General features: G+C 71.8%; 22 protein-coding genes and 1 tRNA gene. 7 read left to right on the top strand and 16 right to left on the bottom strand.

Annotated features, from left to right (window positions below; all coding sequences use genetic code 11):
- Positions 1-127: 127 nt before the first annotated feature.
- The gene (locus H9641_RS18030) at positions 128-856 is read right to left on the bottom strand and encodes an SDR family NAD(P)-dependent oxidoreductase (protein WP_225220677.1); all 729 of its coding nucleotides are present in this window, start codon (positions 854-856) and stop codon (positions 128-130) included.
- Between the two features lie 139 nt (positions 857-995).
- Between H9641_RS18030 and H9641_RS18025 the strand changes: the two genes are divergently transcribed.
- The gene (locus H9641_RS18025; RefSeq protein ID WP_191805788.1) at positions 996-1,370 is read left to right on the top strand and encodes a winged helix-turn-helix transcriptional regulator; all 375 of its coding nucleotides are present in this window, start codon (positions 996-998) and stop codon (positions 1,368-1,370) included.
- Between the two features lie 207 nt (positions 1,371-1,577).
- On the opposite strand, the gene H9641_RS18020 is transcribed toward H9641_RS18025, so the two are convergent.
- The gene (locus H9641_RS18020) at positions 1,578-2,354 is read right to left on the bottom strand and encodes an SAM-dependent methyltransferase (protein ID WP_191805787.1); all 777 of its coding nucleotides are present in this window, start codon (positions 2,352-2,354) and stop codon (positions 1,578-1,580) included.
- A gap of 61 nt (positions 2,355-2,415) precedes the next feature.
- Positions 2,416-3,021, bottom strand: a complete 606-nt coding sequence (locus H9641_RS18015; RefSeq protein ID WP_191805786.1) for a TetR/AcrR family transcriptional regulator — start codon at positions 3,019-3,021, stop codon at positions 2,416-2,418.
- 122 nt (positions 3,022-3,143) lie between these two features.
- Here H9641_RS18015 and H9641_RS18010 point away from each other — a divergent pair, with 122 nt between their 5' ends.
- Positions 3,144-4,088 carry an alpha/beta hydrolase family protein gene (locus H9641_RS18010; RefSeq protein ID WP_191805793.1) on the top strand — a complete coding sequence of 315 codons (945 nt, stop codon included), beginning with the start codon at positions 3,144-3,146 and terminating at the stop codon, positions 4,086-4,088.
- Between the two features lie 642 nt (positions 4,089-4,730).
- On the opposite strand, the gene H9641_RS18005 is transcribed toward H9641_RS18010, so the two are convergent.
- From H9641_RS18005 to H9641_RS17955, 11 genes are all read right to left on the bottom strand, one after another.
- Positions 4,731-4,804: transfer RNA gene (locus H9641_RS18005), tRNA-Pro, on the bottom strand.
- Positions 4,805-5,182: 378 nt separating this feature from the next.
- A complete protein-coding gene (der, locus tag H9641_RS18000) occupies positions 5,183-6,769 on the bottom strand; it encodes a ribosome biogenesis GTPase Der (protein WP_191805785.1) in 1,587 nt (528 codons plus the stop codon).
- 73 nt (positions 6,770-6,842) lie between these two features.
- On the bottom strand, positions 6,843-7,544 hold the full coding sequence (locus tag H9641_RS17995; RefSeq protein ID WP_191805784.1) for a lysophospholipid acyltransferase family protein: 702 nt from the start codon (positions 7,542-7,544) through the stop codon (positions 6,843-6,845).
- The gene (gene cmk, locus H9641_RS17990; RefSeq protein WP_318244676.1) at positions 7,541-8,335 is read right to left on the bottom strand and encodes a (d)CMP kinase; all 795 of its coding nucleotides are present in this window, start codon (positions 8,333-8,335) and stop codon (positions 7,541-7,543) included. Before cmk ends, H9641_RS17995 begins: the two co-directional genes overlap by 4 nt.
- Positions 8,332-8,694, bottom strand: coding sequence for a chorismate mutase (aroH, locus tag H9641_RS17985; RefSeq protein WP_056651607.1), 363 nt, complete (start codon positions 8,692-8,694; stop codon positions 8,332-8,334). Before aroH ends, cmk begins: the two co-directional genes overlap by 4 nt.
- A gap of 88 nt (positions 8,695-8,782) precedes the next feature.
- Positions 8,783-9,727, bottom strand: a complete 945-nt coding sequence (locus H9641_RS17980) for a pseudouridine synthase (protein WP_191805783.1) — start codon at positions 9,725-9,727, stop codon at positions 8,783-8,785.
- The gene (gene scpB / locus H9641_RS17975; RefSeq protein ID WP_191805782.1) at positions 9,724-10,518 is read right to left on the bottom strand and encodes an SMC-Scp complex subunit ScpB; all 795 of its coding nucleotides are present in this window, start codon (positions 10,516-10,518) and stop codon (positions 9,724-9,726) included. The genes H9641_RS17980 and scpB overlap by 4 nt, the downstream gene beginning before the upstream one ends.
- Before the next feature lie 7 nt (positions 10,519-10,525).
- Positions 10,526-11,632: a segregation and condensation protein A gene (locus tag H9641_RS17970; protein WP_404821968.1), complete on the bottom strand. Its 1,107-nt coding sequence runs from the start codon at positions 11,630-11,632 to the stop codon at positions 10,526-10,528.
- Positions 11,616-12,443: a ParA family protein gene (locus tag H9641_RS17965; RefSeq protein ID WP_318244677.1), complete on the bottom strand. Its 828-nt coding sequence runs from the start codon at positions 12,441-12,443 to the stop codon at positions 11,616-11,618. The genes H9641_RS17970 and H9641_RS17965 overlap by 17 nt, the downstream gene beginning before the upstream one ends.
- Positions 12,444-12,643: 200 nt before the next feature.
- Positions 12,644-13,675, bottom strand: a complete 1,032-nt coding sequence (gene xerD, locus H9641_RS17960; RefSeq protein ID WP_191805780.1) for a site-specific tyrosine recombinase XerD — start codon at positions 13,673-13,675, stop codon at positions 12,644-12,646.
- A 51-nt stretch (positions 13,676-13,726) separates the two neighbouring features.
- Positions 13,727-14,725 carry a heme o synthase gene (locus tag H9641_RS17955; protein WP_318244675.1) on the bottom strand — a complete coding sequence of 333 codons (999 nt, stop codon included), beginning with the start codon at positions 14,723-14,725 and terminating at the stop codon, positions 13,727-13,729.
- 414 nt (positions 14,726-15,139) lie between these two features.
- Between H9641_RS17955 and tkt the strand changes: the two genes are divergently transcribed.
- The 5 genes from tkt (at position 15,140) to pgl (ending at position 22,007) form a co-directional block, all read left to right on the top strand.
- The gene (gene tkt, locus H9641_RS17950) at positions 15,140-17,302 is read left to right on the top strand and encodes a transketolase (RefSeq protein WP_191805778.1); all 2,163 of its coding nucleotides are present in this window, start codon (positions 15,140-15,142) and stop codon (positions 17,300-17,302) included.
- A gap of 96 nt (positions 17,303-17,398) precedes the next feature.
- The gene (gene tal, locus H9641_RS17945; RefSeq protein WP_191805777.1) at positions 17,399-18,532 is read left to right on the top strand and encodes a transaldolase; all 1,134 of its coding nucleotides are present in this window, start codon (positions 17,399-17,401) and stop codon (positions 18,530-18,532) included.
- A 172-nt stretch (positions 18,533-18,704) separates the two neighbouring features.
- Positions 18,705-20,246 (top strand): glucose-6-phosphate dehydrogenase, encoded by a 1,542-nt coding sequence (gene zwf / locus H9641_RS17940; protein WP_056651600.1) that lies wholly within the window; start codon positions 18,705-18,707, stop codon positions 20,244-20,246.
- Positions 20,247-20,313: 67 nt separating this feature from the next.
- Entirely contained in the window at positions 20,314-21,231 is a 918-nt protein-coding gene (opcA, locus tag H9641_RS17935; protein ID WP_191805776.1) for a glucose-6-phosphate dehydrogenase assembly protein OpcA, read from the top strand.
- Positions 21,228-22,007, top strand: a complete 780-nt coding sequence (pgl, locus tag H9641_RS17930; RefSeq protein ID WP_191805775.1) for a 6-phosphogluconolactonase — start codon at positions 21,228-21,230, stop codon at positions 22,005-22,007. The genes opcA and pgl overlap by 4 nt, the downstream gene beginning before the upstream one ends.
- Positions 22,008-22,197: 190 nt before the next feature.
- On the opposite strand, the gene H9641_RS17925 is transcribed toward pgl, so the two are convergent.
- Together H9641_RS17925 and secG are read right to left on the bottom strand one after the other, a co-directional pair.
- Positions 22,198-22,548: an RNA polymerase-binding protein RbpA gene (locus tag H9641_RS17925; RefSeq protein ID WP_056651591.1), complete on the bottom strand. Its 351-nt coding sequence runs from the start codon at positions 22,546-22,548 to the stop codon at positions 22,198-22,200.
- Positions 22,549-22,623: 75 nt separating this feature from the next.
- Complete coding sequence (secG, locus tag H9641_RS17920; protein WP_056651589.1) at positions 22,624-22,866, bottom strand: preprotein translocase subunit SecG; 243 nt, start codon at positions 22,864-22,866, stop codon at positions 22,624-22,626.
- Between the last annotated feature and the right edge of the window lie 216 nt (positions 22,867-23,082).

The following is a 23,082-nucleotide window of genomic DNA, read 5'->3' as shown; positions in this document are numbered from 1 at the left end:
CCTCGTGCCGGTCCAGGACGACCGCGAACCGGCCGTCGAGGAACGGGAGCATGAGGCCCTCGCCCTTGCTGCTCCCCCCCAGCCGGGGCTTCGACGCCCGCTCCCAGCCCTGTCACCGTCTTCAGGATCAGCCCGCGACAGCCCGTTCGACGAGGGGTGACGCAGGCGTCTCGGGGTCGACCTGATTCACGGGGTGAAGATCATCTCGGCGTGGTCGCGCTGGACGTGCAGGTCCCAGTACAGCGGGGAGATCTGGTCTGCGGAGGGCACTGGGTGTGCCCGCGGGGGCGCGGTCACCGATCCACGCCCCGATGGCCACGTGCGCAGCCTGGATGCCCTCGGGTTGGAGCTCCTTGTGCAGGTTCAGCACCCAGGAGCGCAACGCGGCACCGGCCGTGTTGATGTCACCGAGCATCGGAGTGGGGTCCACGGATCCGGCCCCCGTGGTGAACAGCAGCGTGCCCGCGCCGGCCTTCCGCATCGCCGGCAGCACCACGCCGACCGCCGCGATCGCACCGTGGACGAGGTATCGCATCTGCAGGTCGACATCGGCGGCGGTGAGCCTGCTGGGCGTCAGGAACTTCGGCTCGGGTCCACCCGGCGAGTACTCGAGCACGTCGATCCCCCCGAAGTGCTCGGCTGCGGCCTCCAGCGCGCCGGTGAGCGACTCGGTGTCCAGGACGTCAGCTGCGAAGCCTCGGGCAGAGACTCCTTCGGCAGCCAGGTCGGCGACCCGGGCGTCGAGACTGCTCCGACTCCGGGAGAGCAGGGCGACGTCGAAACCGTGAGAGCCGAATGTGCGTGCAATGGCCAGGCCCATGCCGGGCCCTGCGCCGACGACAGCGATAGTAGGCAAGAAGACTCCTCGAGAAGACGGCCTCGTCCACGGTGGTACGAGGCAAAGCGGTTACTAGCCGTTCCTTGGTAACTTTGGATAACTAGACCGCCGCGGTCAAGAAGGCACCTTGAGGTGCCGTGGTTCTCTGGAGGTAACGATGCAGGTCAGTGACGAGGTCGACCCGATCTGCGGGCCGGGCGCGGAGCGGGCACGGGAGGTCCTTGACCTGGTCTCGGACAAGTGGTCCCTGTACGTCGTCGCCGCACTGGGGCACGGACCCCTGCGGTTCAACGAGGCCCGCCGAGTCGTGAGCGGGATCAGCCAGCGCATGCTCACGGTGACCCTGCGCCGCCTCGCGCGCGACGGTCTCGTCACACGCACCGTCGTCCCGACGGTTCCCCCACAGGTCACCTACACGCTGACCGAGACCGGGCACACGCTGCGTCGGGCGGTCCGGCCTTTGATCGAGTGGGCCTTCGCCACCGTCGACGACATCGACGCTGCTCGCACTACCTATGACTCTCAGCCATGAGCGCCGCCCCTTCGCTGCCGGACGACGAACCGTGAGGTGGAAGGGAGCTCCGCACGGAGGCGCGGACTACGTTTCCTCTTGGGGTTGCACGCAACCAGGATCGTGTGGGTCCAGCCGACATCGGGGCGCCAGGAGTTGATGCTCCAGGTCCTCCTGACCCTTGCGATCAACTAGTGCCCGAAGACCCTCGGTGTCGCAGAACGCGGCCTAGGGGGTTCTCGCTACGGTCACGCCCGTCGGCCCCGCGGCGACGTCGTGAAGGGCGAAGGTCGCAAACCCGAGCTCGCGTCGTGCGCCGCTCAGCCAAGCGTCGCGGTTCTCCCGTGCGGCAGCGAGCGCCTGGCTGCGATCCTCGGTCGTCGGGGCCCGCCGTACGGCCCAGTCGACGAGCGACCCGGTCCAGCTGAACTGGTAGTCGTCCCACTCGGCCAACGTGCTGACGTGCCCGAACGACGGCTCGAAACCGTGCTCATGGAAGGCTCGCACGAGGCCGGCGAGGTCGGGGTAGGCGTCGGCAGAGACCTCGAGCGCTGCCAGCGCAGAAGCCGACGGGGTGCTCTCCCAGATGCTGTCGCCGACCAGCGCTTGGCCGCCGGGGCGCAGGTGTCGCCGGACGGCGCCCAGCATGTCCGCCAGCCCACCGAAGGCGTGGCTCGCGCCGACGCACAGCACCACGTCGAACTCCCCGTCGCTCCAGGCGGGGGCATCCGTCTCGATCCAGCGCACCCGGTCGCTCAACCCACGCTCGGCGGAACGCCGGGCGCCAGTGGTAGGGAGCATGTGGTCAATTCCCACGCCGGTGATCCCGGGATGGTCGAGCAGCAGGTGCTGCAACCACTCGCCCTCGCCGCAGCCGAGGTCAACGGCGCGGGCCCCGTCGCTCGGGCTCAGCCAGCCGATCAGTTCGCGAAGCCGCTCGGGCGCCACCGGCGCCGCGATCGGATGTCGCTGGTGGGCGATGTCGAAGATCTCAGAGCGCTCCATCGCAGCAACGCTACAGGTGAGGCGCTCGGCCCAGACCCGAGTGGCCACGTGGGTACGTGTCCTACCCGAGGTCGGTGACGACGCTGAGCACACCTGAAACGAGAAGCTGCACGAGGACGGTGGCGTCGTACCGGGCGTCGTTCGCGGCACCGATGCAGAGGTTGCCGATGCCTTTGAGCATGTTGTAGGCATCAACGGGCTGAGCTTTGCCGGCCGACTCGAGCGCCGCCTCAAGGAGGGCGCCACACACCGGGACGAGACGTCCGACGAAGTAGGAATGCAGAGCGTCGGACCCAGCACCGTCTCCCTGCAGTGCGCCGGCGAGCCCGTGCTTGGTGACGAGAAACTCCACGAACAGGGCAACCCATGCCCGCAGCGCCGCTTCAGGCGTCGCGCTCTCCGAGAGCAATCGTGGGCCTGCTTCTGCGCACGCCTCGACCTGGTGCCGGTACACCGCCACCACGAGCTCGGATCGCGTCGGAAAGTGACGGTAGATCGTCCCCACACCGACGCCGGCCTTCGCCGCGATCTCCCGCACCGGAGCGTCGACCCCGGAGGTCACGAACACTGCTGCAGCCGCGTCGAGCAGCACCTGCTGATCTCGACGCGGACGACCCGCTTGTTGGGATCGCACGCCGTGCGACTGCTCCCTCTCGGCGTCAGCCATGGCCCCATCCTCACACATCCGCTCGCCTGCGCTTGCATTACGGAGCATCGTTCCGTAACGTTCCGGAACGTTGCTCCGATAACCAGTATCGCAGAGCACAGCTCCTCGGAGAGGAACTTCTCATGACTGCATCAATCGTCAGCACGCTGGACCGCATCATCGGTGCCAGCAGCCCGGTCGTCTCCGTGGCTCCGGTCGCACTCTCTGCCCCGGACCGACCCGTCCCGCTGGAGGTGCGCGTCTCGGCGCCAGCGACTGGCACAGACCTGCCCGTAGTGGTGTTCTCCCACGGCAACGGATGGAACCTCGACGGTTACGCGCCGCTCACCGCGTTCTGGGCCTCTCGAGGGTTCGTCGTGATTCAGCCCACGCACCTCGACTCTCGTCGGAACGGCTTCGGGTTCGACCACCCCGTCTTCCCGACGATCTGGACCGAGCGGATCGTGGATCTCACACGCATCCTCGACCAGCTCGACACCATCGAGGCCGCCGTCCCCGGGCTTGCCGGGCGCGTCGACCGCAGCCGCGTTGCCGCCACCGGTCACTCCTGGGGCGGACAGACGGCGCAAACGCTCCTGGGAGCGCGGACCTTCGACGAAGCGGGTCAGGTCGGCCAAGACATGTCAGACGGCCGGGTCACCGCTGGCATCCTCTTCGCCACGACCGGTCTTGGCGGCGATGACCTGCACCCGTTCGCGCAGGCGAACTTCCCGTTCATGCGCCCCTCGTTCCAGGAGCTGACCACGCCAACCCTCGTCGTAGCGGGCGACCACGACCAGTCCAAGATGTCCAGCCGCGGACCTGACTGGTTCACCGACGCCTACACGCACAGCCCCGGCGCCACCGACCTGCTCACCTTCTACGGCGCCGAGCACGCCCTCGGCGGGATCGTCGGATACGAGGTCGCGGAGACCACTGACGAAGACCCTGAGCGGGTCGCCGTCATCCAGCGGATGAGCACCGCCTACCTTCGCACCGCTCTGCACGTCGACGAGAACAGCTGGCCCGCCGGTCGCGCCGTCTTCAGTGCCGGTTCCGATCCCATCGGGCGCGCCGACAGCAAGTAGGGGGCGAAGAGGTTCGGCTGCCACGCCACGCACCGGTGATCACCGGGCGGGAACCCGAGTGTGGCACTCGTCGACCTGACGAACTCGTGACTGCCGTACGGAAAGGACCGCCCATGAGACACCGGCGCCGCCGCCCTAGACGAGGCCCGACGCCGCCCGAGTGTTCACGGTCCGCCATCAGCAACGTCAGGTGTTGAAGGTAGGCGACGAACAGAGCCAGGTGTTCAAGGTCTGACACTGGCTCGGTGACGAGGTGGAGACAGGCGCAGAGTGGGTGGGCGCACGTCTCGCCACCGCGGCGCCCGACGGGCAACCGGTTCTGGCCGTTCGACGGCGAGACGCGCCCGCGCGAGAAGCACATGGAGCGCTCGCGCGGCACGGGGGCACGCGCTGTGGATCTGCCCAGGTTGCGGAACACGGGCGGCGGAGGACTGCCTCGACATCGAGCGCTGGTCGTCGGCCACGACGCCGGCCGGGCTCGCGCCCGAGCTGCGGCCCGTGTCGCCCACGCGGAGTGATCGCTTTCACCCGGGCTATGTGTGACCAATTGTGTATACATCCGGGGTCGACGGTCGCCTCCGCTCCTCGCGGACATACGACGAGAGGCCCGGAATCTCAACGATTCCGAGCCTCTCGCTTCTGTCGGGCTGACAGGATTTGAACCTGCGACCCCTTGACCCCCAGTCAAGTGCGCTACCAAGCTGCGCCACAGCCCGTGAGCCCCGGAGGGCTTCACCAGCCCTTCAGGGCCGAGAGAAACAATACCCCACTTTGGGCGTGCTCCGTGCATCGTCGCTGGTGAGTGGCCTGGATCACGCGTTCTCGGCCGGCTCCCACGGCCCGTACAGCCCGTTCCGAGCCGTCGCCCAGCGCATCGACAGCATGCCTCCAGCGGCCGGTCGGTCAGCACCCAGCCCTCGCCCCAGGTCGTCACGCCACCACCACGAGCACTTCGCCGTCCCCCGACCACCCCAGACCACCCCCAGAACGCCCAGGAGGGCCGCACGCGCCTTCCGGCACGCACGGCCCTCCGTGGATCGCTCGACGCCCCCACGCGCCCTGCTAGAGCCCGCCAGGGGCCCGCAGGACGAGCGTCAGCGCTTGCGCTTCTCGCGCACACGCACCGAGATCTCGATGGGCGTGCCGTCGAACCCGAAGGTCTCGCGCAGACGACGCTCGATGAAGCGGCGGTAACCGGCCTCGAGGAAGCCCGTCGCGAAGATCACGAAGCGCGGCGGGCGCGTGGACGCCTGGGTCGCGAACAGGATGCGGGGCTGCTTGCCGCCGCGCAGCGGGTGCGGGTGGGCTGCGACGAGCTCGCCCAGGAACGCGTTGAGGCGTCCCGTGGGGATGCGCTTGTCCCAGGACTCGAGCGAGCGCTCGAGGGCGGGCACCAGACGGTCGGTGTGCCACCCGGTGCGGGCCGACACGTTGACGCGCGGGGCCCACTGGACCTGGACGAGGTCTTGCTCGATCTCGCGCTCGAGGAACGGACGACGGTCCTCGTCCATGAGGTCCCACTTGTTGTAGGCGATGACGAGGGCGCGGCCCGCGTCGACGACCTGGGAGATGACGCGGGTGTCCTGCTCGGTGAGCGGCACCGAGGCGTCCACGAGCACGACCGCGATCTCGGCCTTCTCGATCGCTGCCTGGGTGCGCAGCGAGGCGTAGAAGTCGGCGCCCTTGGTCTGGTGCACGCGGCGACGGATGCCCGCGGTGTCGACGAACCACCACGGGATCCCCTTGAGGAGCACGAGCTCGTCGACCGGGTCGCGCGTGGTGCCGGCGACCGAGTCGACGACGACGCGTTCCGAGCCCGCGACCTTGTTCAGGAGCGACGACTTGCCGACGTTCGGGCGCCCGACGAGCGCGACGCGGCGCGGGCCGGAGGGCAGGACGACCGCGTGCTCGGACACGAGCGGCAGCGCCTTCATGGCGGCGTCGAGCAGGTCACCCGTGCCACGGCCGTGCAGGGCCGAGACGGGGTGCGGCTCGCCGAGCCCCAGGCTCCACAGCTCGGTCGCGTCGGACTCGCCGCGCGCGCCGTCGACCTTGTTGGCGCACAGCACGACGGGCTTGCCCGACTTGCGCAGCAGGCGCACGACGCGCTCGTCCGTGGCCGTGGGGCCCACGGTCGCGTCGACGACGAACACGACGGCGTCCGAGAGCGCGATCGCGACCTCGGCCTGCTCGGCGACGCGCGCCTCGATGCCGGCGACGTCGACCTCCCAGCCGCCCGTGTCGACGAGCGTGAACTGGCGCCCGGCCCACTCGGCCGGGTAGGAGACGCGGTCGCGCGTGACGCCGGGCTTGTCCTCGGTCACGGCCTCGCGGCGGCCGAGGATGCGGTTGACGAGCGTGGACTTGCCCACGTTGGGGCGTCCGACGATCGCGAGGACGGGCAGGGGCGCCGGAGGGGCTTCGCCGTCCAGGTCCTCGCCGTCGGCGGACAGGAGCGCGAGGTCCTCGTCGCCGAGCTCGTAGTCGGCGAGGCCGGCGCGCAGCGAGCGCTCACGGCTGTCGTCGTCCTGCTCGTCGCCCTCGACGGGGACGAACGGATCGGTGGTCTCTTCAGGCTGCCCGACGACGTCGCTCGCCTGGTCGATCGTCTCACCGGGGGTCTGCGACACCTCGTCGAGGGATGCCTGGGCATCGGGCTGTGCGTGGTCGGGTGTGGTCATGGGGACCATTCTCCCAGCAACCGGGCAGTTCTCCGAACGAGGAGCCCGTGCGACACGCCCGGAGTGCACGACGTCACGTGGACGGGGCGTCTCCGCGTCCGGGGCGCTCGGGCCCGTCGACCGGCAGCGCGATGCCCGAGCGGTCCACGGCGGCCGTCACGAGCGTCGCGAGCGCCGACCGGATCTGCTCGTTCGCGGCGTCCAGGGCGGCCTTGCCGCGCACGCCGTCGGGCCTCTCGACGACGACGGGCGCTCCGAACTCGACGTACAGGCGGCGGCGGAACCCCGGGACCCGGCTCAGCCGGTCGCCCGTGCGGCGCGTGCCCAGCACCGCGACGGGCACGACGGGTGCGTGGCCGTTGAGCGCGAGCCAGGCCACGCCCGCGCGCGCCGAGGTCGCGTCGCCGCGCCCGCGGTTGCCCTCGGGGAACACGCCCACTCCCCCGTCGCGGCGCAGGACCGCGAGCGCCGTCACGAGGGCTGCGCGCCCGCCGGTCCGGTCGACGGGGATCTGCCCCGCCGCGCGCAGGACCCACCCCACGGGCCCGACGAACATCTCCTCCTTGACGAGGACGTGCAGAGGGCGGGGCGCGACGCCCAGCACGAGCGGCCCGTCGACGAGCCCCGTGTGGTTGGCCGCGAGGAGCACGGGCCCGGTGGCAGGGACGAGGTCCGCCCCGACCACCCGGGTGTCCCAGATCACGCGCGCGAGGAAGCGCCCCACCCAGCGGGACCAGGCGGGCCCGGCGGGAGAGGGGACGTGCGGGGTGCTCACCGAGCGGGCCCCTCGCCCCCCGTGCCGGCGTCGGGCCCCGTCGCTGCGGTGGCCAGGACCTGCTCGACGACGTCGAGCACGGCCTGGATCGTCTGCTCGAAGTCGAGGTCGGACGAGTCGACGGTCACGACGCCGTCGGCGGCGACGTGGAACTGCGAGACGGTCGAGTCGTCGCGGTCGCGGCGCAGGACCTGGTCCTTGGTCGCCTCGACCGCGGCCGCGTCGGCGGCGCCGTGGACCTCGAGCGAGCGGCGCGCGAGGCGGGCCTCCTCGCTCGCGGTGAGGAGGATGCGGGCGTCGGCGTCGGGGGCCACGACGGTCGTGATGTCGCGGCCCTCGGCCACGATGCCGCGTCCGCCGGAGAACGACGTCCCGGCCGACTCGACCGAGGACTCGGCCGCGATGATCGCGCGCTGCAGGCGGCGCAGCTCGGCGCGCACCGCGAGGTTGGTCGCGACCGCGCTCACGGCCGTCGAGATCTCGGTGGTCCGGATCGCCTCGCCCACGTCGGTGCCGTCGACGTGCACGGTGGGCGCGGCGGGGTCGATCCCCATGACGAGCGGCATGACGTCGACGGCAGCGGCCACGGCGGCCTGGTCGGCCAGGTCCACCTGCTCCTCAAGGCACCACCAGGTCGCGGCGCGGTACATGGCGCCCGTGTCCAGATAGGCGGTGCCGAGGCGGCGCGCGACGGCGCGCGAGACGCTCGACTTGCCCGACCCCGAGGGGCCGTCGATCGCGACGACGATCCCGTGCGAGGCGGCTCGGGTCCCGGCGCTGTCCCCGCTCACTGGGCCAGGTCCTTGCGCAGCGACGTGGCGCCGTGCAGGTACACGTGCTGGACGTCGGCCCGGGGGACGTCGAGCTCGGCGTGCGCCATGAGGCGCACGACGCGGGGCAGCGCGCCGGGCACGCCGATCTCCACGGCGCACATGAGGGGCACGTCGCCGAGCCCCATCTCGCGGGCCGCCGCGGCCGGGAAGTCGGCCACGAGGTCGGGCGTGCACGTGAAGAAGATCGAGATGAGCGACGCGGTGTCGACCTCGTTGGCGTCGAGGACGGCCTGGACGAGCTCGCGCGTGCGCTCGAAGAGGTGCTCGCGCTCGTCGACGTCGAGCTGCGTGGCGCCCCGGATGGCCCGGACGGGCATGGGTACTCCTTCGTACGGGAGGGTCGGGTCGAGAGGAGGCCGACCCGGGCCCGCGTGAGGACGCGGGCGCGGGACGGCGGGAGGCGTGCTAGAGCCCGACCTCGCTCATGAGGGTGCCGAGCTCGGTGCGGCCCAGGACGCGGGTGGCGCCGGGACGCAGGTTGCCCAGGTGGATCGATCCGATGCGGGTGCGCACGAGCCGGGTCACGGGGTGGCCGATCTCCTCGAACATGCGGCGCACGATGCGGTGACGCCCCTCGTGCAGGACGACCTCGACCATGCTGGCCTGCGGGGTCGTGTCGACCACGCGGTAGCGGTCGACCTTGGCCGGCCCGTCCTCGAGCTCGATGCCGTGGAGCAGCTTGTTCGCGACGTTGCCCGCGACGCGGCCCTCGACCGAGACGAGGTAGGTCTTGGAGACCTCGTACTTGGGGTGCGAGAGACGGTTGGCGAGCTCGCCGTCGTTCGTCAGGAGCAGCAGGCCCTCGCTGTCGGCGTCGAGACGCCCGACGTGGAAGAGGCGCTCGGGGCGCGTCGCGACGAACTGCGTGAGCGCGGGGCGTCCCTCGGGGTCGTGCATCGTGGAGACGACGCCCAGCGGCTTGTTGAGCGCGATCGTCACGAGCGACTGGTCGAGCTGGATGCGCATGCCGTCGACGTGGATGACCGCGGTCTCGGGGTCCACGCGGACGCCGAGCTCGCGCACCAGGACGCCGTCGACCTCGACGCGGCCCGCGGCGATCAGGTCCTCGCACGCGCGGCGCGAGCCCAGGCCTGCGGTCGCGAGGACCTTCTGGAGGCGCACGCCGTCGGCGACGTGCACGTCCGGCTGGGGACCCTTGGGCGCGACCGGGCGGCGCGGGGGCTTGCTCTTGCCCGCCTGGGCGTCGCCGGCCCACCCGCGGCCCGCCCCGGTGCGGGGGGCCGAGGAGCGAGGTGCGCCCGACCGTCCGCCCGGTCGACCGGTGCCCGAGGTGTTCTCGGACCGCTGTCCTCGGGCGGCCGGACGGCCACCCTCGCGTGCGCTGCTCATGATGTTCCTTCGTCGTTCGTGCTGGGTCGAGCGTCGTCGGGCAGGGCCGGCGACCGCGGCTGTGCGCGGTCGCTCCCACCCTCGGACGCTCCGAGTGTGCTGTCTGCGGCGTCGAGGATGGAGTCGACGTCCGGCAGGTGCGGCGCGAGGGCGGGGAGCTCGTCGAGGGACGAGAAGCCCATGCGCTCCATGAAGTATCCCGTGGTTCCGTACAGGACCGCACCCGTCGAGGGATCCTGGCCGACCTCCGCGACGAGTCCGCGGGTCGTCAGCGTCCGTACGACGCCGTCCACGTTCACGCCGCGCACGGCCGAGATCTGGCCGCGCGTGACCGGTTGACGGTACGCGATGACGGCGAGGGTCTCCAAAGCGGCCTGCGTCAGGCGCGCAGTCTGGCCCTCGAGCAGGAAGCGCCCGACGACGTCGGCGAACACGGGCGCGGAGTAGACGCGCCACCCGCCGCCGGCCTGGCGGAGCTCGAACCCGCGGGGGCGCCCACCGAGCTCACCGCGGTACTCGGCCGCCAGCTCGGCGAGCAGGTCCTCGACCTCGCGCTGCGGGAGACCGAGCGCCGTGGCGAGCTGCACCGCGGGGATCGGCTCGTCGGCGACCATCAGGACGGCCTCGAGGGCCGCGAGCGCCCCGCCCGGGACGTGGGCGACGTCGAACGACGGCTCGTCCGGCTCGGCGCCGGGGGCAGCGGGCCCTCCGGTCGGGGATCCGGGTCCCGCGTGGTCGTCGTCCTGGTCGCCCGCGCGGGCGACCGGGGTGTCGACGGTGTCGTACGTCATGCTCTCCTCACTCATGCTGTGGTCCGGCCGTGCCTGGTCCTGCCCCGTCGTGGGGCGGTGCCGCGTGGGCGTCGAGCTCGTCGAACTCACCGCCCACCTCGTCGAGCACGGCACCGAGCATCGCGTCGGATGCTCCGCCGTCGTCGCCGGTGGCCCCGTCGCCCGTGGCGCCGGTCCAGCGGACCGTGAGCTCGCCGAGCGCCTCGACCTGCTCGAACGCGACGAGCCCCTCGCGGAAGAGCTCGAGGAGCGCCAGGAAGCGGGCCACGACGACGATCGTCTCGCCCGCGTCGGCGACGAGCGTCCGGAAGGACGCAGCGCCCTCGCGGCGCAGGTGCCCGACGACGATCCCCGCCTGCTCGCGCACGCTCACCGCGGGCGCGTGCAGGTGGGTCAACGACACCCCCGGCGGGGGCGCCTTGGGCTCGAGGGCCTTGGCCGCGAGCGCCGCGAGCTGGTCGGGCCCGAGCTTCCACACGAGCTCGGGCAGCAGGGCCGCGAGGTGGGGCTCGAGCTGGACGACGCGCGGGAAGCGCCGCCCCTCGGTCGCGAGCCGCTCGGCGATGACCGCCGAGACCTGCTTGTACGCGCGGTACTGCAGGAGGCGGGCGAACAGGAGGTCGCGGGCCTCGAGGAGCTCGAGGTCCTCGGCGCTCTCGACGTCCCCCGTGGGCAGCAGGCGCGCTGCCTTGAGGTCCAGGAGCGTCGCGGCCACGAGCAGGAACTCGCTCGCGGTGCCCAGGTCCCAGCCGGGGTGCGCGCCTCGCCCGCGCCCACGGCGAGACGAGGCGCCTGCGGGCGAGCCGCCGTCGGGACCGTGCTCCTCCGAGCGCTCGGCGCGCGCCGCCGCCTCGGCCTCGCGCGCGAGGCGTTCGGCCGTGCGGATGTACGCGATGAAGTCGTCGGTCACCTGAGCGAGAGCGATCTCGGTGATGTCGAGCTTGTGCTTGGCGATGAGCGAGAGCAGCAGGTCGAACGGGCCCGAGAAGTTCTCGAGGTGGACCTCGAAGGCCGGGTTGCCGTACCGGTCCGTGCTCGGCGGTGGGGGCGCCGGTTGCTCCTGCGCGTGAGCAACCGGGGCGGTTGCCTGCACGGTGTCAGGCAGCGTCGCCACGGGCGACCAGCTCGCGGGCGAGCTGACGGTACGCCGTCGCCCCCGGGTGGGTCGGGGCGTACACCGTGATGGGCTCGGCGGCCACGGAGGCGTCCGGGAACTTCACGGTCCGCCCGATCACGGTGTGCAGCAGCTTGTCGCCGAAGGCCTCGTGCACACGGGCCACGACCTCGCGCGAGTGCAGCGTGCGCGAGTCGAACATGGTCGCGAGGATGCCGTCGATCTCGAGACGCGGGTTGAGCCGGTCACGCACCTTCTCGATGGTCTCGACGAGCAGGGCCACGCCGCGCAGCGCGAAGAACTCGCACTCGAGCGGGATGAGCACGCCGTGCGCGGCCGTCAGGGCGTTGACCGTGAGCAGGCCCAGCGACGGCTGGCAGTCGACGAGGATCACGTCGTACTCGTCGAGCACGGGGCGCAGGACCCGCGACAGGACGGACTCGCGGGCGACCTCGCCCACGAGCTGGACCTCGGCCGCCGACAGGTCGATGTTCGCGGGGAGCACGTCCAGGTTCTCGACGTTCGTGGGGACGATGACCTCGCGGATGTCCGCACCGCGCTCCATGAGCAGGTTGTAGACCGTGCGGTCGAGCTCGTGCGGGTTCACGCCCAGACCCACCGAGGCGGCGCCCTGCGGGTCGAAGTCCACCAGGAGGACCCTGCGGCCGTACTCGGCCAGCGCGGCACCCAGGTTGATGGTCGTGGTCGTCTTGCCGACCCCACCCTTCTGGTTGCACATCGCGATGATGCGGCCGGGGCCGTGCGTGGGCAGCACCTCCGGGACGGGGAAGTCGGGGACCGTGCGCCCCACGGGATCGACCCGCGGGAAGCTGTCGGGCGCGACGTCCGCACCGCCGTCGACGACCCCGGGTCCCGCACCGACGCGCGCGTCGAACGGTTCGGTGGCGTCCTGTGTCTCGCTCGGGGCCTGGCTGCTCACGTCGGCCACGCTACCCCAGCGTCCCCGCGAGGACGCGAGCACGCGCCGGAGTGGCGCGATCCGGCGCGACGTCAGCCGAGCGCGCGCGGGTGCGCCGAGGCGTACACCTCGCGCAGCGTGTCCCGGGTCACGAGCGTGTAGATCTGGGTCGTCGTCACCGAGGCGTGCCCCAGGAGCTCCTGGACCACGCGCACGTCGGCGCCGCCCGCGAGCAGGTGGGTCGCGAACGAGTGACGCAGGGTGTGCGGCGAGATGCGCTCGGGGTGCTCGAGCCCGGCGCGCTCGGCCGCGGTCCGCAGGACCGCCCACGCGCTCTGCCGGCTCAGCCGGGCACCGCGCGTGTTGAGGAAGACCGCAGGCGTGCCCCGGCCCGTCGCGGCCAGCGCGGGCCGAGACCGCACGAGGTAGGCGTCGAGCGCGCGCACCGCGTACGAGCCCACGGGCACCACGCGTTCCTTGCCCCCCTTGCCGAACAGGCGCACCGCCCCGGTCTCGAGGTCCAGGTCGTCGACGTCGAGGCTCACGGCCTCGGAGATGCGGGCGCCCGTCGAGTAGACGAGCTCGAGCAGCGCGCGGTCGCGCAGCGGCCCCGGCCCCTCCCCCGCCCCGGCGGCCTCGAGGATCGCCTCGACCTCGTCGGTGGAGATCGCCTTGGGCAGCCGCTTGCCCTGTGCGGGCGGACGCACCTCGGCCGACGGGTCGGTGCCCGTGTGCCCCTCGAGCGCGCAGAACCGGTGCCACCCGCGCACCGCGGCCAGCGACCGGGCCGTCGACGACGGCGAGAGGAGGGCTGCGCCGTCGGACCCCGTGCGGACCGTGGTGACGTACTCCGCGACGTCCGCCGCGCTCACCTCGGCGGGCTCGGTGCGGCCGCGCGCCGCGAGGTACGCGGCGTAGCGGGCCAGGTCGCGCCGGTAGGCCGCGACCGTGTTCGGGGAGAGCCCGCGCTCGACCGTGAGGTGCGCGAGGTACTCGCGCACGGCCCGGTCGAGCGCTGCGGGCAGCGGCGGAGCCGGGGGCGTGGCGTCCGGGTCGGCAGGGGCGGGGGGACCGCCCGAGGGCCCGACGGCGAGCGCGGGCTCCCCGGCGGCGACGCGCGTCATCGCGCGTCGGCTGCTCGTCGGACGGTCATCCCGTGCGTCCCGGCCCGACCCTCAGAAGGGGAGGAAGACGTCGACCGCGACGGCGACGAACAGCAGGGTCAGGTACGTGATCGAGGCGTGGAACACCTTCATGGCCCCGAGCTTGCCCTTGGTCGGGTCGTTGGCGCGGCGCAGCATGGTGATGCACAGGGCCAGGAACCAGGCGCCGAGGCCGATCGCGACCACGCCGTAGACCCACGTCATGGGGGCGAGCCACCACAGCGCGAGCGACGAGGCGATCATCGCCACGGTGTAGCCGATCATCTCGCGCGCGACCTTGCGGTTGTCGGCGACGACAGGGAGCATCGGCACGCCGGCGTTCGCGTAGTCCTTCTTGAACTTGATCGACAGCGGCCAGTAGTGCGGCGGCGTCCAGAAGAAGATCACGAGGAACAGCGCGACCGCGGACCAGCTGAGCGAACCGGTGACCGCCGACCAGCCGATGAAGACCGGCATGCAGCCCGCGATCCCGCCCCACACGATGTTCTGGGGCGTGCGTCGCTTGAGGATCATGGTGTAGCCCACGACGTAGATCGCGATGGCCGCGAACGTGAGCCAGGCCGAGGGCGCGTTGACGAGCCACGCGAACCACACGAGCGCGATCACGCCGAGCGCGGTCGCGAAGACCAGCGCAGCGCGCGGGGAGATCTCCCCGGTGACGAGCGGGCGCCGCTTGGTGCGGTTCATGAGCTCGTCGATGTCACGGTCGATGTAGCAGTTGAAGACGTTGGCGGACGCGGCCGCCAGCGTGCCGCCGACGAGCGTCTTGACGACGAGCCAGAGGTCCGGGAGCCCACCCTGGGCAAGGATCATGGTGGGCAGCGTCGTCACGAGCAGGAGCTCGATGATGCGCGGCTTCGTCAGGGCGACGTACGCGCCGATCGTGCTGCGGACCCCCGCGACGGCATGGCCGTCCGTGGAGACCCGGGCCTGCCCGGCGACCGGGGAGGTCGCGGCAGGGCGAGACGGGATACCCGTCTCGTCGATCGGTGCCTGGCTCGTGGTGTGCACGCGCTTCGGTGTTCCGTTCTGGCGAGGAATGCTGGGGGGCGTCGTCCGGCAGCCGGTGCGTGTCTGCTCCGACCCGCTGGACATCCGTCCCATGCTACGTCGCCCGTCCTCTCGGCGCCGCCCTGCCCGCCCGAACAAAAGTGTGAGATCCGACCGAAATCCACGAGATGGTCGCGCGACGTGCCCGCTCGGGGCGCACGTATAGGCTGGGCGGAGCAACCGACGGCCTGGTGCCCCGGTGCGACCCGAGGCGACCTGACCTCGCGGTGCGCACCGTCGCGACCGGCCGGTCCGTCGCTCCGCCCTCGGTCCCCCTGTGAGTCACCGGGTGCGCGCGAAGGAATAGTTCAACGGTTGATCCGAGTTGAATCGACGAAGATCCGGGGCGCAGACTCCGGACGGGAAAGAGGTCCGGTGAACGCGTTCGTTCCTGCCAACCAGCCCCTCGAGTGGTCCCCCCTGGACGACCAGGCTGTCAAGACCATCAAGGCTCTCGCGGCCGACGCCGTCGAGAAGGTCGGCAACGGCCACCCCGGGACGGCGATCTCGCTGGCTCCCGCCGCGTACCTGCTCTTCCAGAAGGTCATGCGCCACGACCCGGCCGACTCGCACTGGGTCGGTCGCGACCGCTTCGTGCTCTCCGCGGGCCACTCGTCGCTGACGATCTACCTCCAGCTCTTCCTCGCCGGCTACGGTCTGGAGATCGAGGACATCGAGGCGCTGCGCACCTGGGGCTCCAAGACCCCCGGCCACCCCGAGTACAAGCACACCAACGGTGTCGAGATCACCACGGGCCCCCTCGGCCAGGGCCTCGCGTCCTCGGTCGGCATGGCCATGGCGGCCCGCCGCGAGCGCGGCCTGCTCGACCCGTCGACCGCGCCGGGCGAGAGCCCGTTCGACCACCACGTCTACGTCATCGCGTCGGACGGCGACCTGCAGGAGGGCGTGACCTCCGAGGCCTCGTCCCTCGCGGGCCACCAGCAGCTCGGCAACCTCATCGTGATCTGGGACGACAACAAGATCTCGATCGAGGACGACACCGACATCGCGTTCACCGAGGACGTCCTCGCGCGCTACGCGGCCTACGGCTGGCACACCCAGAAGGTCGACTGGACCCAGGGCGGCACGGGCTACGCGGAGAACGTCGACGAGCTCGCAGCAGCCGTCGCCGCAGCCCAGGCCGAGACCGGCAAGCCCTCGATCATCGCGCTGCGCACGATCATCGGCTGGCCCTCGCCCACCAAGCAGAACACCGGTGGCATCCACGGCTCGGCCATGGGCGCCGACGAGATCCGCGGCCTCAAGGTCGAGCTCGGCCTGGACCCGGAGAAGTCGTTCGACGTCTCGCCCGAGGTCCTCGCCTACACGCGCGCCGTCGGCGAGCGCGGTGCCGAGCTGCGCGAGCGCTGGGACACCGCGTTCGAGGCCTGGAAGATCGCGAACCCCGAGGGCAACGCCCTCCTCGAGCGCCTCACGGCCCGCGAGCTCCCGGCCGGCTGGACCGAGTCGCTCCCCACGTTCGAGGCAGGCAAGGACGTCGCGACGCGCGCTGCCTCCGGCAAGGTCCTCTCGGCCCTGGCCGACACCCTGCCCGAGCTCTGGGGCGGCTCGGCCGACCTCGCGGGCTCGAACAACACGACCATGGACGGCGAGCCGTCGTTCGTCCCGGCCGAGCACGCGACCAAGAAGTTCCCGGGCCACGAGTACGGCCGCACGCTGCACTTCGGCATCCGTGAGCACGCCATGGGCTCGATCCTCAACGGGATCGTGCTGCACGGCGGCACGCGCGCCTACGGCGGCACGTTCCTCACGTTCTCCGACTACATGCGCCCCGCGGTCCGCCTCGCGGCGCTCATGGAGATCCCGTCGACGTTCGTCTGGACGCACGACTCGATCGGTCTGGGCGAGGACGGCCCCACGCACCAGCCCATCGAGCACTTCGCCGCGCTGCGCGCGATCCCGGGCCTCGACGTCGTGCGTCCCGCGGACGCCAACGAGACCGCGTGGGCGTGGCGCACGATCCTCGAGCACGACGACCGCCCGGCGGGCCTCATCCTGACCCGTCAGAACGTCCCGACGTTCCCGCGCGGCACGGACGGCTTCGCGGACGCCTCGGGCACCGCGAAGGGTGGCTACGTGCTGCTCGACACCGAGGGCACGCCCGACGTGATCCTCATCGGCACGGGCTCCGAGGTCCAGCTGGCCGTCGAGGCGCGCGAGCAGCTCGCCGCCGACGGCATCGCGGCCCGCGTGGTCTCGCTGCCCAGCCGCGAGTGGTTCGACGCGCAGAGCCCCGAGTACCGCGAGAGCGTGCTCCCGGCGGCCGTCAAGGCCCGCGTCTCGGTCGAGGCGGGCATCGCCCAGGGCTGGCGCGACCTGGTCGGCGACGCCGGCCGTTCCGTGAGCCTCGAGCACTACGGCGCGTCCGCGGACTACAAGATCCTCTACCGCGAGTTCGGGATCACGTCGGAGGCCGTCGCCTCGGCCGCCAAGGAGTCCATCGAGGCGGCCCGTACGGGCACCGCACCGGGTGGCGAGGCCATCCCCTCGGTCGGTGGCACTGGCGACCAGCGCTGACCATCCGTAGATTCCAGGAGGGGGCGGCTTCCGTCCGCCCCCTCCTGGGACGTCCGTGAGGACGGCCGCCAGACGACGAGAGGGAGAATCGTGTCCGTGCACCACAGCGCAGCACCAGCACCCGTCCGCGAGCTGTCGGAGGCAGGTGTCTCCATCTGGTTGGACGACCTCTCCCGAGAACGACTGCGCAGCGGTGGGCTCGCCGACCTGATCGGCTCGCGAGCCGTCGTCGGCGTCACGACGAACCCCACGATCTTCGCGGGCGCGCTCGCCAAGGGCGACGCCTACGACGCCCAGCTCGCCGAGCTGGCCGCGGCCGGGACCGACGTCGAGGCCGCGGTCGAGCGCATCACCACGGACGACGTGCGCGCTGCGGCCGACGTCCTGCGCCCGGTCTACGACGCGACCGACGGCGTCGACGGCCGGGTCTCGATCGAGGTGGACCCCCGCCTGGCGCGAGACGCCGACGCCACCGTCGCGACCGCCGTCCGCCTGTGGCAGACGGTCGACCGCCCCAACGTCCTCATCAAGATCCCCGCCACGGTCGAGGGCCTCGACGCGATCGAGCGCACCCTGGCCCAGGGCATCAGCGTCAACGTGACGCTCATCTTCTCGCTCGCGCGCTACCGCCGCGTCATGGACGCCTTCCTGTCCGGGATCGAGCAGGCGAGGTCCGCCGGGCACGACGTGACGCGCATCGCGTCCGTCGCGTCCTTCTTCGTCTCGCGCGTCGACGCGGCGGTCGACACCGCGCTCACCGCGATCGGCTCGCCCGAGGCGCTCGACCTGCGCGGACGTACCGCGATCGCCAACGCGCGGCTCGCCTACGAGGCCTACGAGCAGGTCCTCCAGAGCGACCGCTGGCGTGCCCTCGCCGCGACCGGCGCCCACCCGCAGCGCCCCCTGTGGGCCTCGACGGGCGTCAAGAACCCCGAGTACCGCGACACCCTCTACGTCGACGAGCTCATCGCCCCCGACGTGGTCAACACCATGCCGCAGGCGACGCTCGACGCGTTCGCGGACCACGGTGTGGTCCTCGGGAACACCGTCGCCGGCACCTACACCGCGTCCCGCTCGGTCCTCGAGACCGTCGAGTCGTTCGGCGTCTCGCTCGCCGAGGTGACCGAGCGGCTCGAGGTCGAGGGCGTCGAGAAGTTCGAGACCAGCTGGTCCGACCTGCTGGCGACCGTCGCGGACGGGCTCGCCCGGGCCGGCGGCGCACCCGCATGACGCGGGCACGCTCCCGGCGTGCCGGAGGTGCCGGCGCTGCTGTCGCGGCCCCTGCGGCCCCGATCGTGGACGCCCCGCGAGCGCCCCGCGCACACCACCTAGGCTCTACCTCGGTCCGCAGGACGGACCTTTCGACCATTCCAGCCCACGCCGACGAGAACGGTGACATCAGTTGAGACCGGCAAAGATCAGCGCAGAGCACAACCCGCTGCGCGACCCGCGTGACCTTCGACTCCCCCGCATCGCCGGGCCCAGCGGCCTCGTGATCTTCGGCGTCACGGGCGACCTCGCCCGCAAGAAGCTCATGCCCGCCGTGTACGACCTCGCCAACCGCGGTCTCCTGCCGCCCGGCTTCGCGCTCACGGGCTTCGCCCGCCGCGACTGGGAGGACCAGGACTTCGCCAAGGTCGTGCGGGACGCCGTCGAGCAGTACGCCCGCACCCCGTTCCGCGAGGCGACCTGGAAGCAGCTCGCCGAAGGCATCCGGTTCGTCCAGGGCGAGTTCGACGACGAGCAGGCCTTCGAGCGTCTGCGCACCACGGTCGAGGAGCTCGACAAGGAACGCGGCACGGGCGGCAACCACGCGTTCTACCTCTCGGTCCCCCCGAGCGCGTTCCCCCTGGTCTGCGAGCAGCTCTCGCGCTCCGGGCTCTCGCGCTCGGGCGAGGACGCCTGGCGCCGCGTGGTCATCGAGAAGCCGTTCGGCCACGACCTGACCAGCGCGCGCGAGCTCAACGACGTCGTCTCCAAGGTCTTCTCGCCGGACTCGGTCTTCCGCATCGACCACTACCTGGGCAAGGAGACCGTCCAGAACATGCTGGCGCTGCGGTTCGCGAACCAGCTCTACGAACCCATCTGGAACGCGAACTACGTCGACCACGTCCAGATCACCATGGCCGAGGACATCGGCATCGGCGGCCGTGCGGGGTACTACGACGGGATCGGCGCGGCGCGCGACGTCATCCAGAACCACCTCATCCAGCTGCTCGCGCTCACCGCGATGGAGGAGCCCGTCTCGTTCGACGCCGAGTCGCTGCGCGCCGAGAAGCTCAAGGTCCTCTCGGCCGTGCGTCTCCCCCGCGACCTGGGACGCCACACCTCGCGCGGCCAGTACTCGGCCGGGTGGCAGGGCGGCGAGGAGGTCGTGGGGTACCTCGAGGAGGACGGCATCTCGCCCGAGTCCACGACCGAGACGTTCGCCGCGATCCGGGTCGACATCGACAACCGCCGCTGGGCCGGGGTGCCGTTCTACCTGCGCACGGGCAAGCGCCTGGGCCGTCGCGTCACGGAGATCGCCGTCGTCTTCAAGTCGGCTCCGCACCTGCCGTTCGAGTCGTCGGCCACCTCCGAGCTCGGCAAGAACGCGCTCGTGATCCGGGTCCAGCCCGACGAGGGCGTCACGATCCGGTTCGGCGCGAAGGTCCCCGGCACCGCGATGGAGGTCCGGGACGTCACCATGGACTTCGGCTACGGCCACGCCTTCACCGAGTCCTCCCCCGAGGCCTACGAGCGACTGATCCTCGACGTCCTCCTGGGCGACCCGCCGCTCTTCCCGAGCCACGAGGAGGTCGAGCTGTCCTGGAAGATCCTCGACCCGATCACGGCGTTCTGGGAGTCCAAGGGCGCCCCGGAGCCGTACCGCTCCGGTACGTGGGGCCCGGCCTCGGCCGACGACATGATGGCCCGCGACGGTCGCACGTGGCGGCGTCCGTGACCGCGACCGCACCGATCTCCCGCCTGCCCCGGACCTCCGCCCGGACCTCGAACTGGAGCCCCACCTCATGATCATCGATCTCCCCGAGACGACGACCAATGCGGTCAACAAGCGCCTCGTGAAGCTGCGTGACGAGGGTGGCGCGGTCGCCCTCGGGCGCGTCCTGACCCTCGTGGTCCTGGCCGAGGAGGCCGACGTCGAGGACGCGGTCGCCGCCGCCAACGGCGCCTCGCGCGAGCACCCCTGCCGGGTCGTGGTCGTCGCGCCGGCCAACAAGCGCTCGACGGCGCGCCTCGACGCCCAGATCCGCATCGGCGGTGACGCGGGGGCCAGCGAGGTCATCATCCTGCGCCCCTCGGGCCTGCTCGTCGCGCACACCGACACCCTCGTGATGCCGCTCCTGCTCCCGGACGCCCCGATCGTCGCCTGGTGGCCCCGCGAGACGCCCGACAACCCCTCGGCGGACCCCGTCGGCCAGATGGCCCACCGTCGCATCACCGACGCCGTCAACGCCGGCAAGTCCCTCCAGACGCTCCAGCACCTGAGCAAGAGCCACCACCCGGGAGACACCGACCTCGCGTGGACGCGCGTGACCCTGTGGCGCGGGCTCATCGCGGCCGCGCTCGACCAGCCGCCCTACGAGTCCGTGACGGCCGTCGAGGTCGAGGGCGAGGAGCACCACCCCTCTGTCGACATCCTCGCGGCGTGGCTGGCCCAGCAGCTCCGGTGCCCGGTCCGGCTCGTCCGTCGGCGCGGGGTCGAGGGGATCACCAAGGTGACCCTCGAGCGCAAGGGCGGCGCCGTCGTCCTGTCCCGACCGGACGGGCGCATCGTGACCCTGACGCAGCCCGGCCAGCCGGACCGGCGCATCTCGCTGCCGCTGCGCCAGCTCGAGGAGTGCCTCACCGAGGAGCTGCGCCGGCTGGACCCGGACGAGGTCTACGGCGAGGTCCTCACCAAGGGCCTGGCAAGGATCGGCGAATGACGACCGACGCGGGGACCGAGGCCCGCGCGCACGGGGCGCGCCTCGTCGTCGTGCACCCCGACGCGGGCGTGCTCGCCGAGGCCGTCGCCTCGCGCCTGCTGACCCGCATCCTCGACATCCAGTCCGTGCGCACGCCCGTCCACGTCGTCCTCACGGGCGGGACGGTCGGCATCCGTTCGCTCGCGGCCGTCGCCGCGCACCCCGTGCGCGACGCGGTCGACTGGACCGGCGTGCACGTGTGGTGGGGCGACGAGCGCTTCCTGCCGACGGGCGACCCCGAGCGCAACGAGACGCAGGCGCGCGAGGCCCTCCTCGACCACCTGCCGACCCTTCCCGCGCAGAACGTGCACGTCATGGCTGCGCCGGGCGAGGGCGTCGGGACACCCGAGGAGTCGGCCGCGCTCTACGCGGACGAGCTCTCACGCTTCACGCCCGACGGCGCCACGCACCTCGCGTTCGACGTCCTCCTGCTGGGCATGGGGCCGGACGGGCACGTCGCGTCGCTCTTCCCCGGCAACGCGGGGCTCGCAGCCGAGGGCGCCACGACGGGAGTCCACGACTCCCCCAAGCCGCCGCCCGAGCGCGTGTCCCTGACGTTCTCCGCGATCCAGGCAGCGCAGGAGGTCTGGGTCGTCGCCGCGGGCGCCGAGAAGGCCCCTGCCGTCGCGTCCGCCCTGGCCGGGGATCCCGTCGAGACCACGCCGGCCGCTGGAGCGATCGGTACGCAGCGCACGCTGTGGCTGGTCGACCTGGCAGCGAGCAGCACCATCTCCTGAGGACCGGGACCGTCCGGCGCTGCCCGGCGGTCCCGGAACGGCAACGTCAGCACAGCACCGCGGGGCCCGTCCGATGATCGGGGGGGCCCCCGCGGTGCTGTGCTGCTCATGACGACGTGCACGCCGGACGCCGGACGGGCACCTTTCGGTCACTGCCGGGGCGCGTGCGCCCACCATCGGACCGGCAGGGCTAGCGGCGGCTACGACGGGCGCGCAGCGCGGCGAGCGCCTCGTCGAGGAGGGCCACGCCGTCCTCGTCGCTGCGGCGCTCCTTCACGTACGCGAGGTGCGTCTTGTAGGGCTCGTTGCGCAGCGCGCTCGGCGGGTTCGCCTGGTCCTGCCCCCCGGGCAGACCGCAGCGCGGGCAGTCCCAGGTCTCAGGAGTGACGATCTCCACCTCGGAGGAGAAGCTGGGGCGCGTCTCGTGCCCGTTGGCACACCAGTAGGAGACCCAGATGCGCGGGGCGACGTCGCCCCGTTCCGTCTCTCCGAGCGGGCCTGCCCCGACGCGAGACCCCTTGATAGCACTGCCACCAGCCACGACTTCACTCCCCCGACTTCCGACCGGACCGTGACCCGGACCGGTTCCACTCCCCTGCCGCCGGAGCGGCGAGGGTCAGCTGACCTTCTGGATGAGCCCCAGGAGGATGATCACGACGGTCCAGGTGATCGCGAACGTGATCGTGATGCGGTTCAGGTTGCGCTCGGCCACGCCGGAGCTGCCGGCGCTGCTCGAGATGCCGCCACCGAACATGTCCGAGAGGCCGCCGCCCTTGCCCTTGTGCATGAGCACGAGCAGGGTCAAGAAGCCGCTGGTGATGACCAGCAGGATCTGAAGAATGATGCGCAGCGCGTCCACGAGTACGTCCTTGGCTCTTTGGGTCCACGTCGAGAAGTCGAGAGGGACCGCACGGGTGTCCTGGACCGACCTGCGGGTGCAGGTGCGGCACAGAGGACAAGGGTAGGTGACGAGGGGCCGTTCCGACGAACCGTTCCGCACTGCGGGCCACGTCGCCCGGTCGTACGGAGAACCGGCGCTCGCCCGCCCGGCCGCGGCCACCGCACGAGCGGTGGC

It is taken from the genome of Oerskovia merdavium (assembly GCF_014836755.1).
GTDB classification, from domain to species: domain Bacteria; phylum Actinomycetota; class Actinomycetes; order Actinomycetales; family Cellulomonadaceae; genus Oerskovia; species Oerskovia merdavium.
This window is presented reverse-complemented; position numbering and strand designations above follow the sequence as displayed.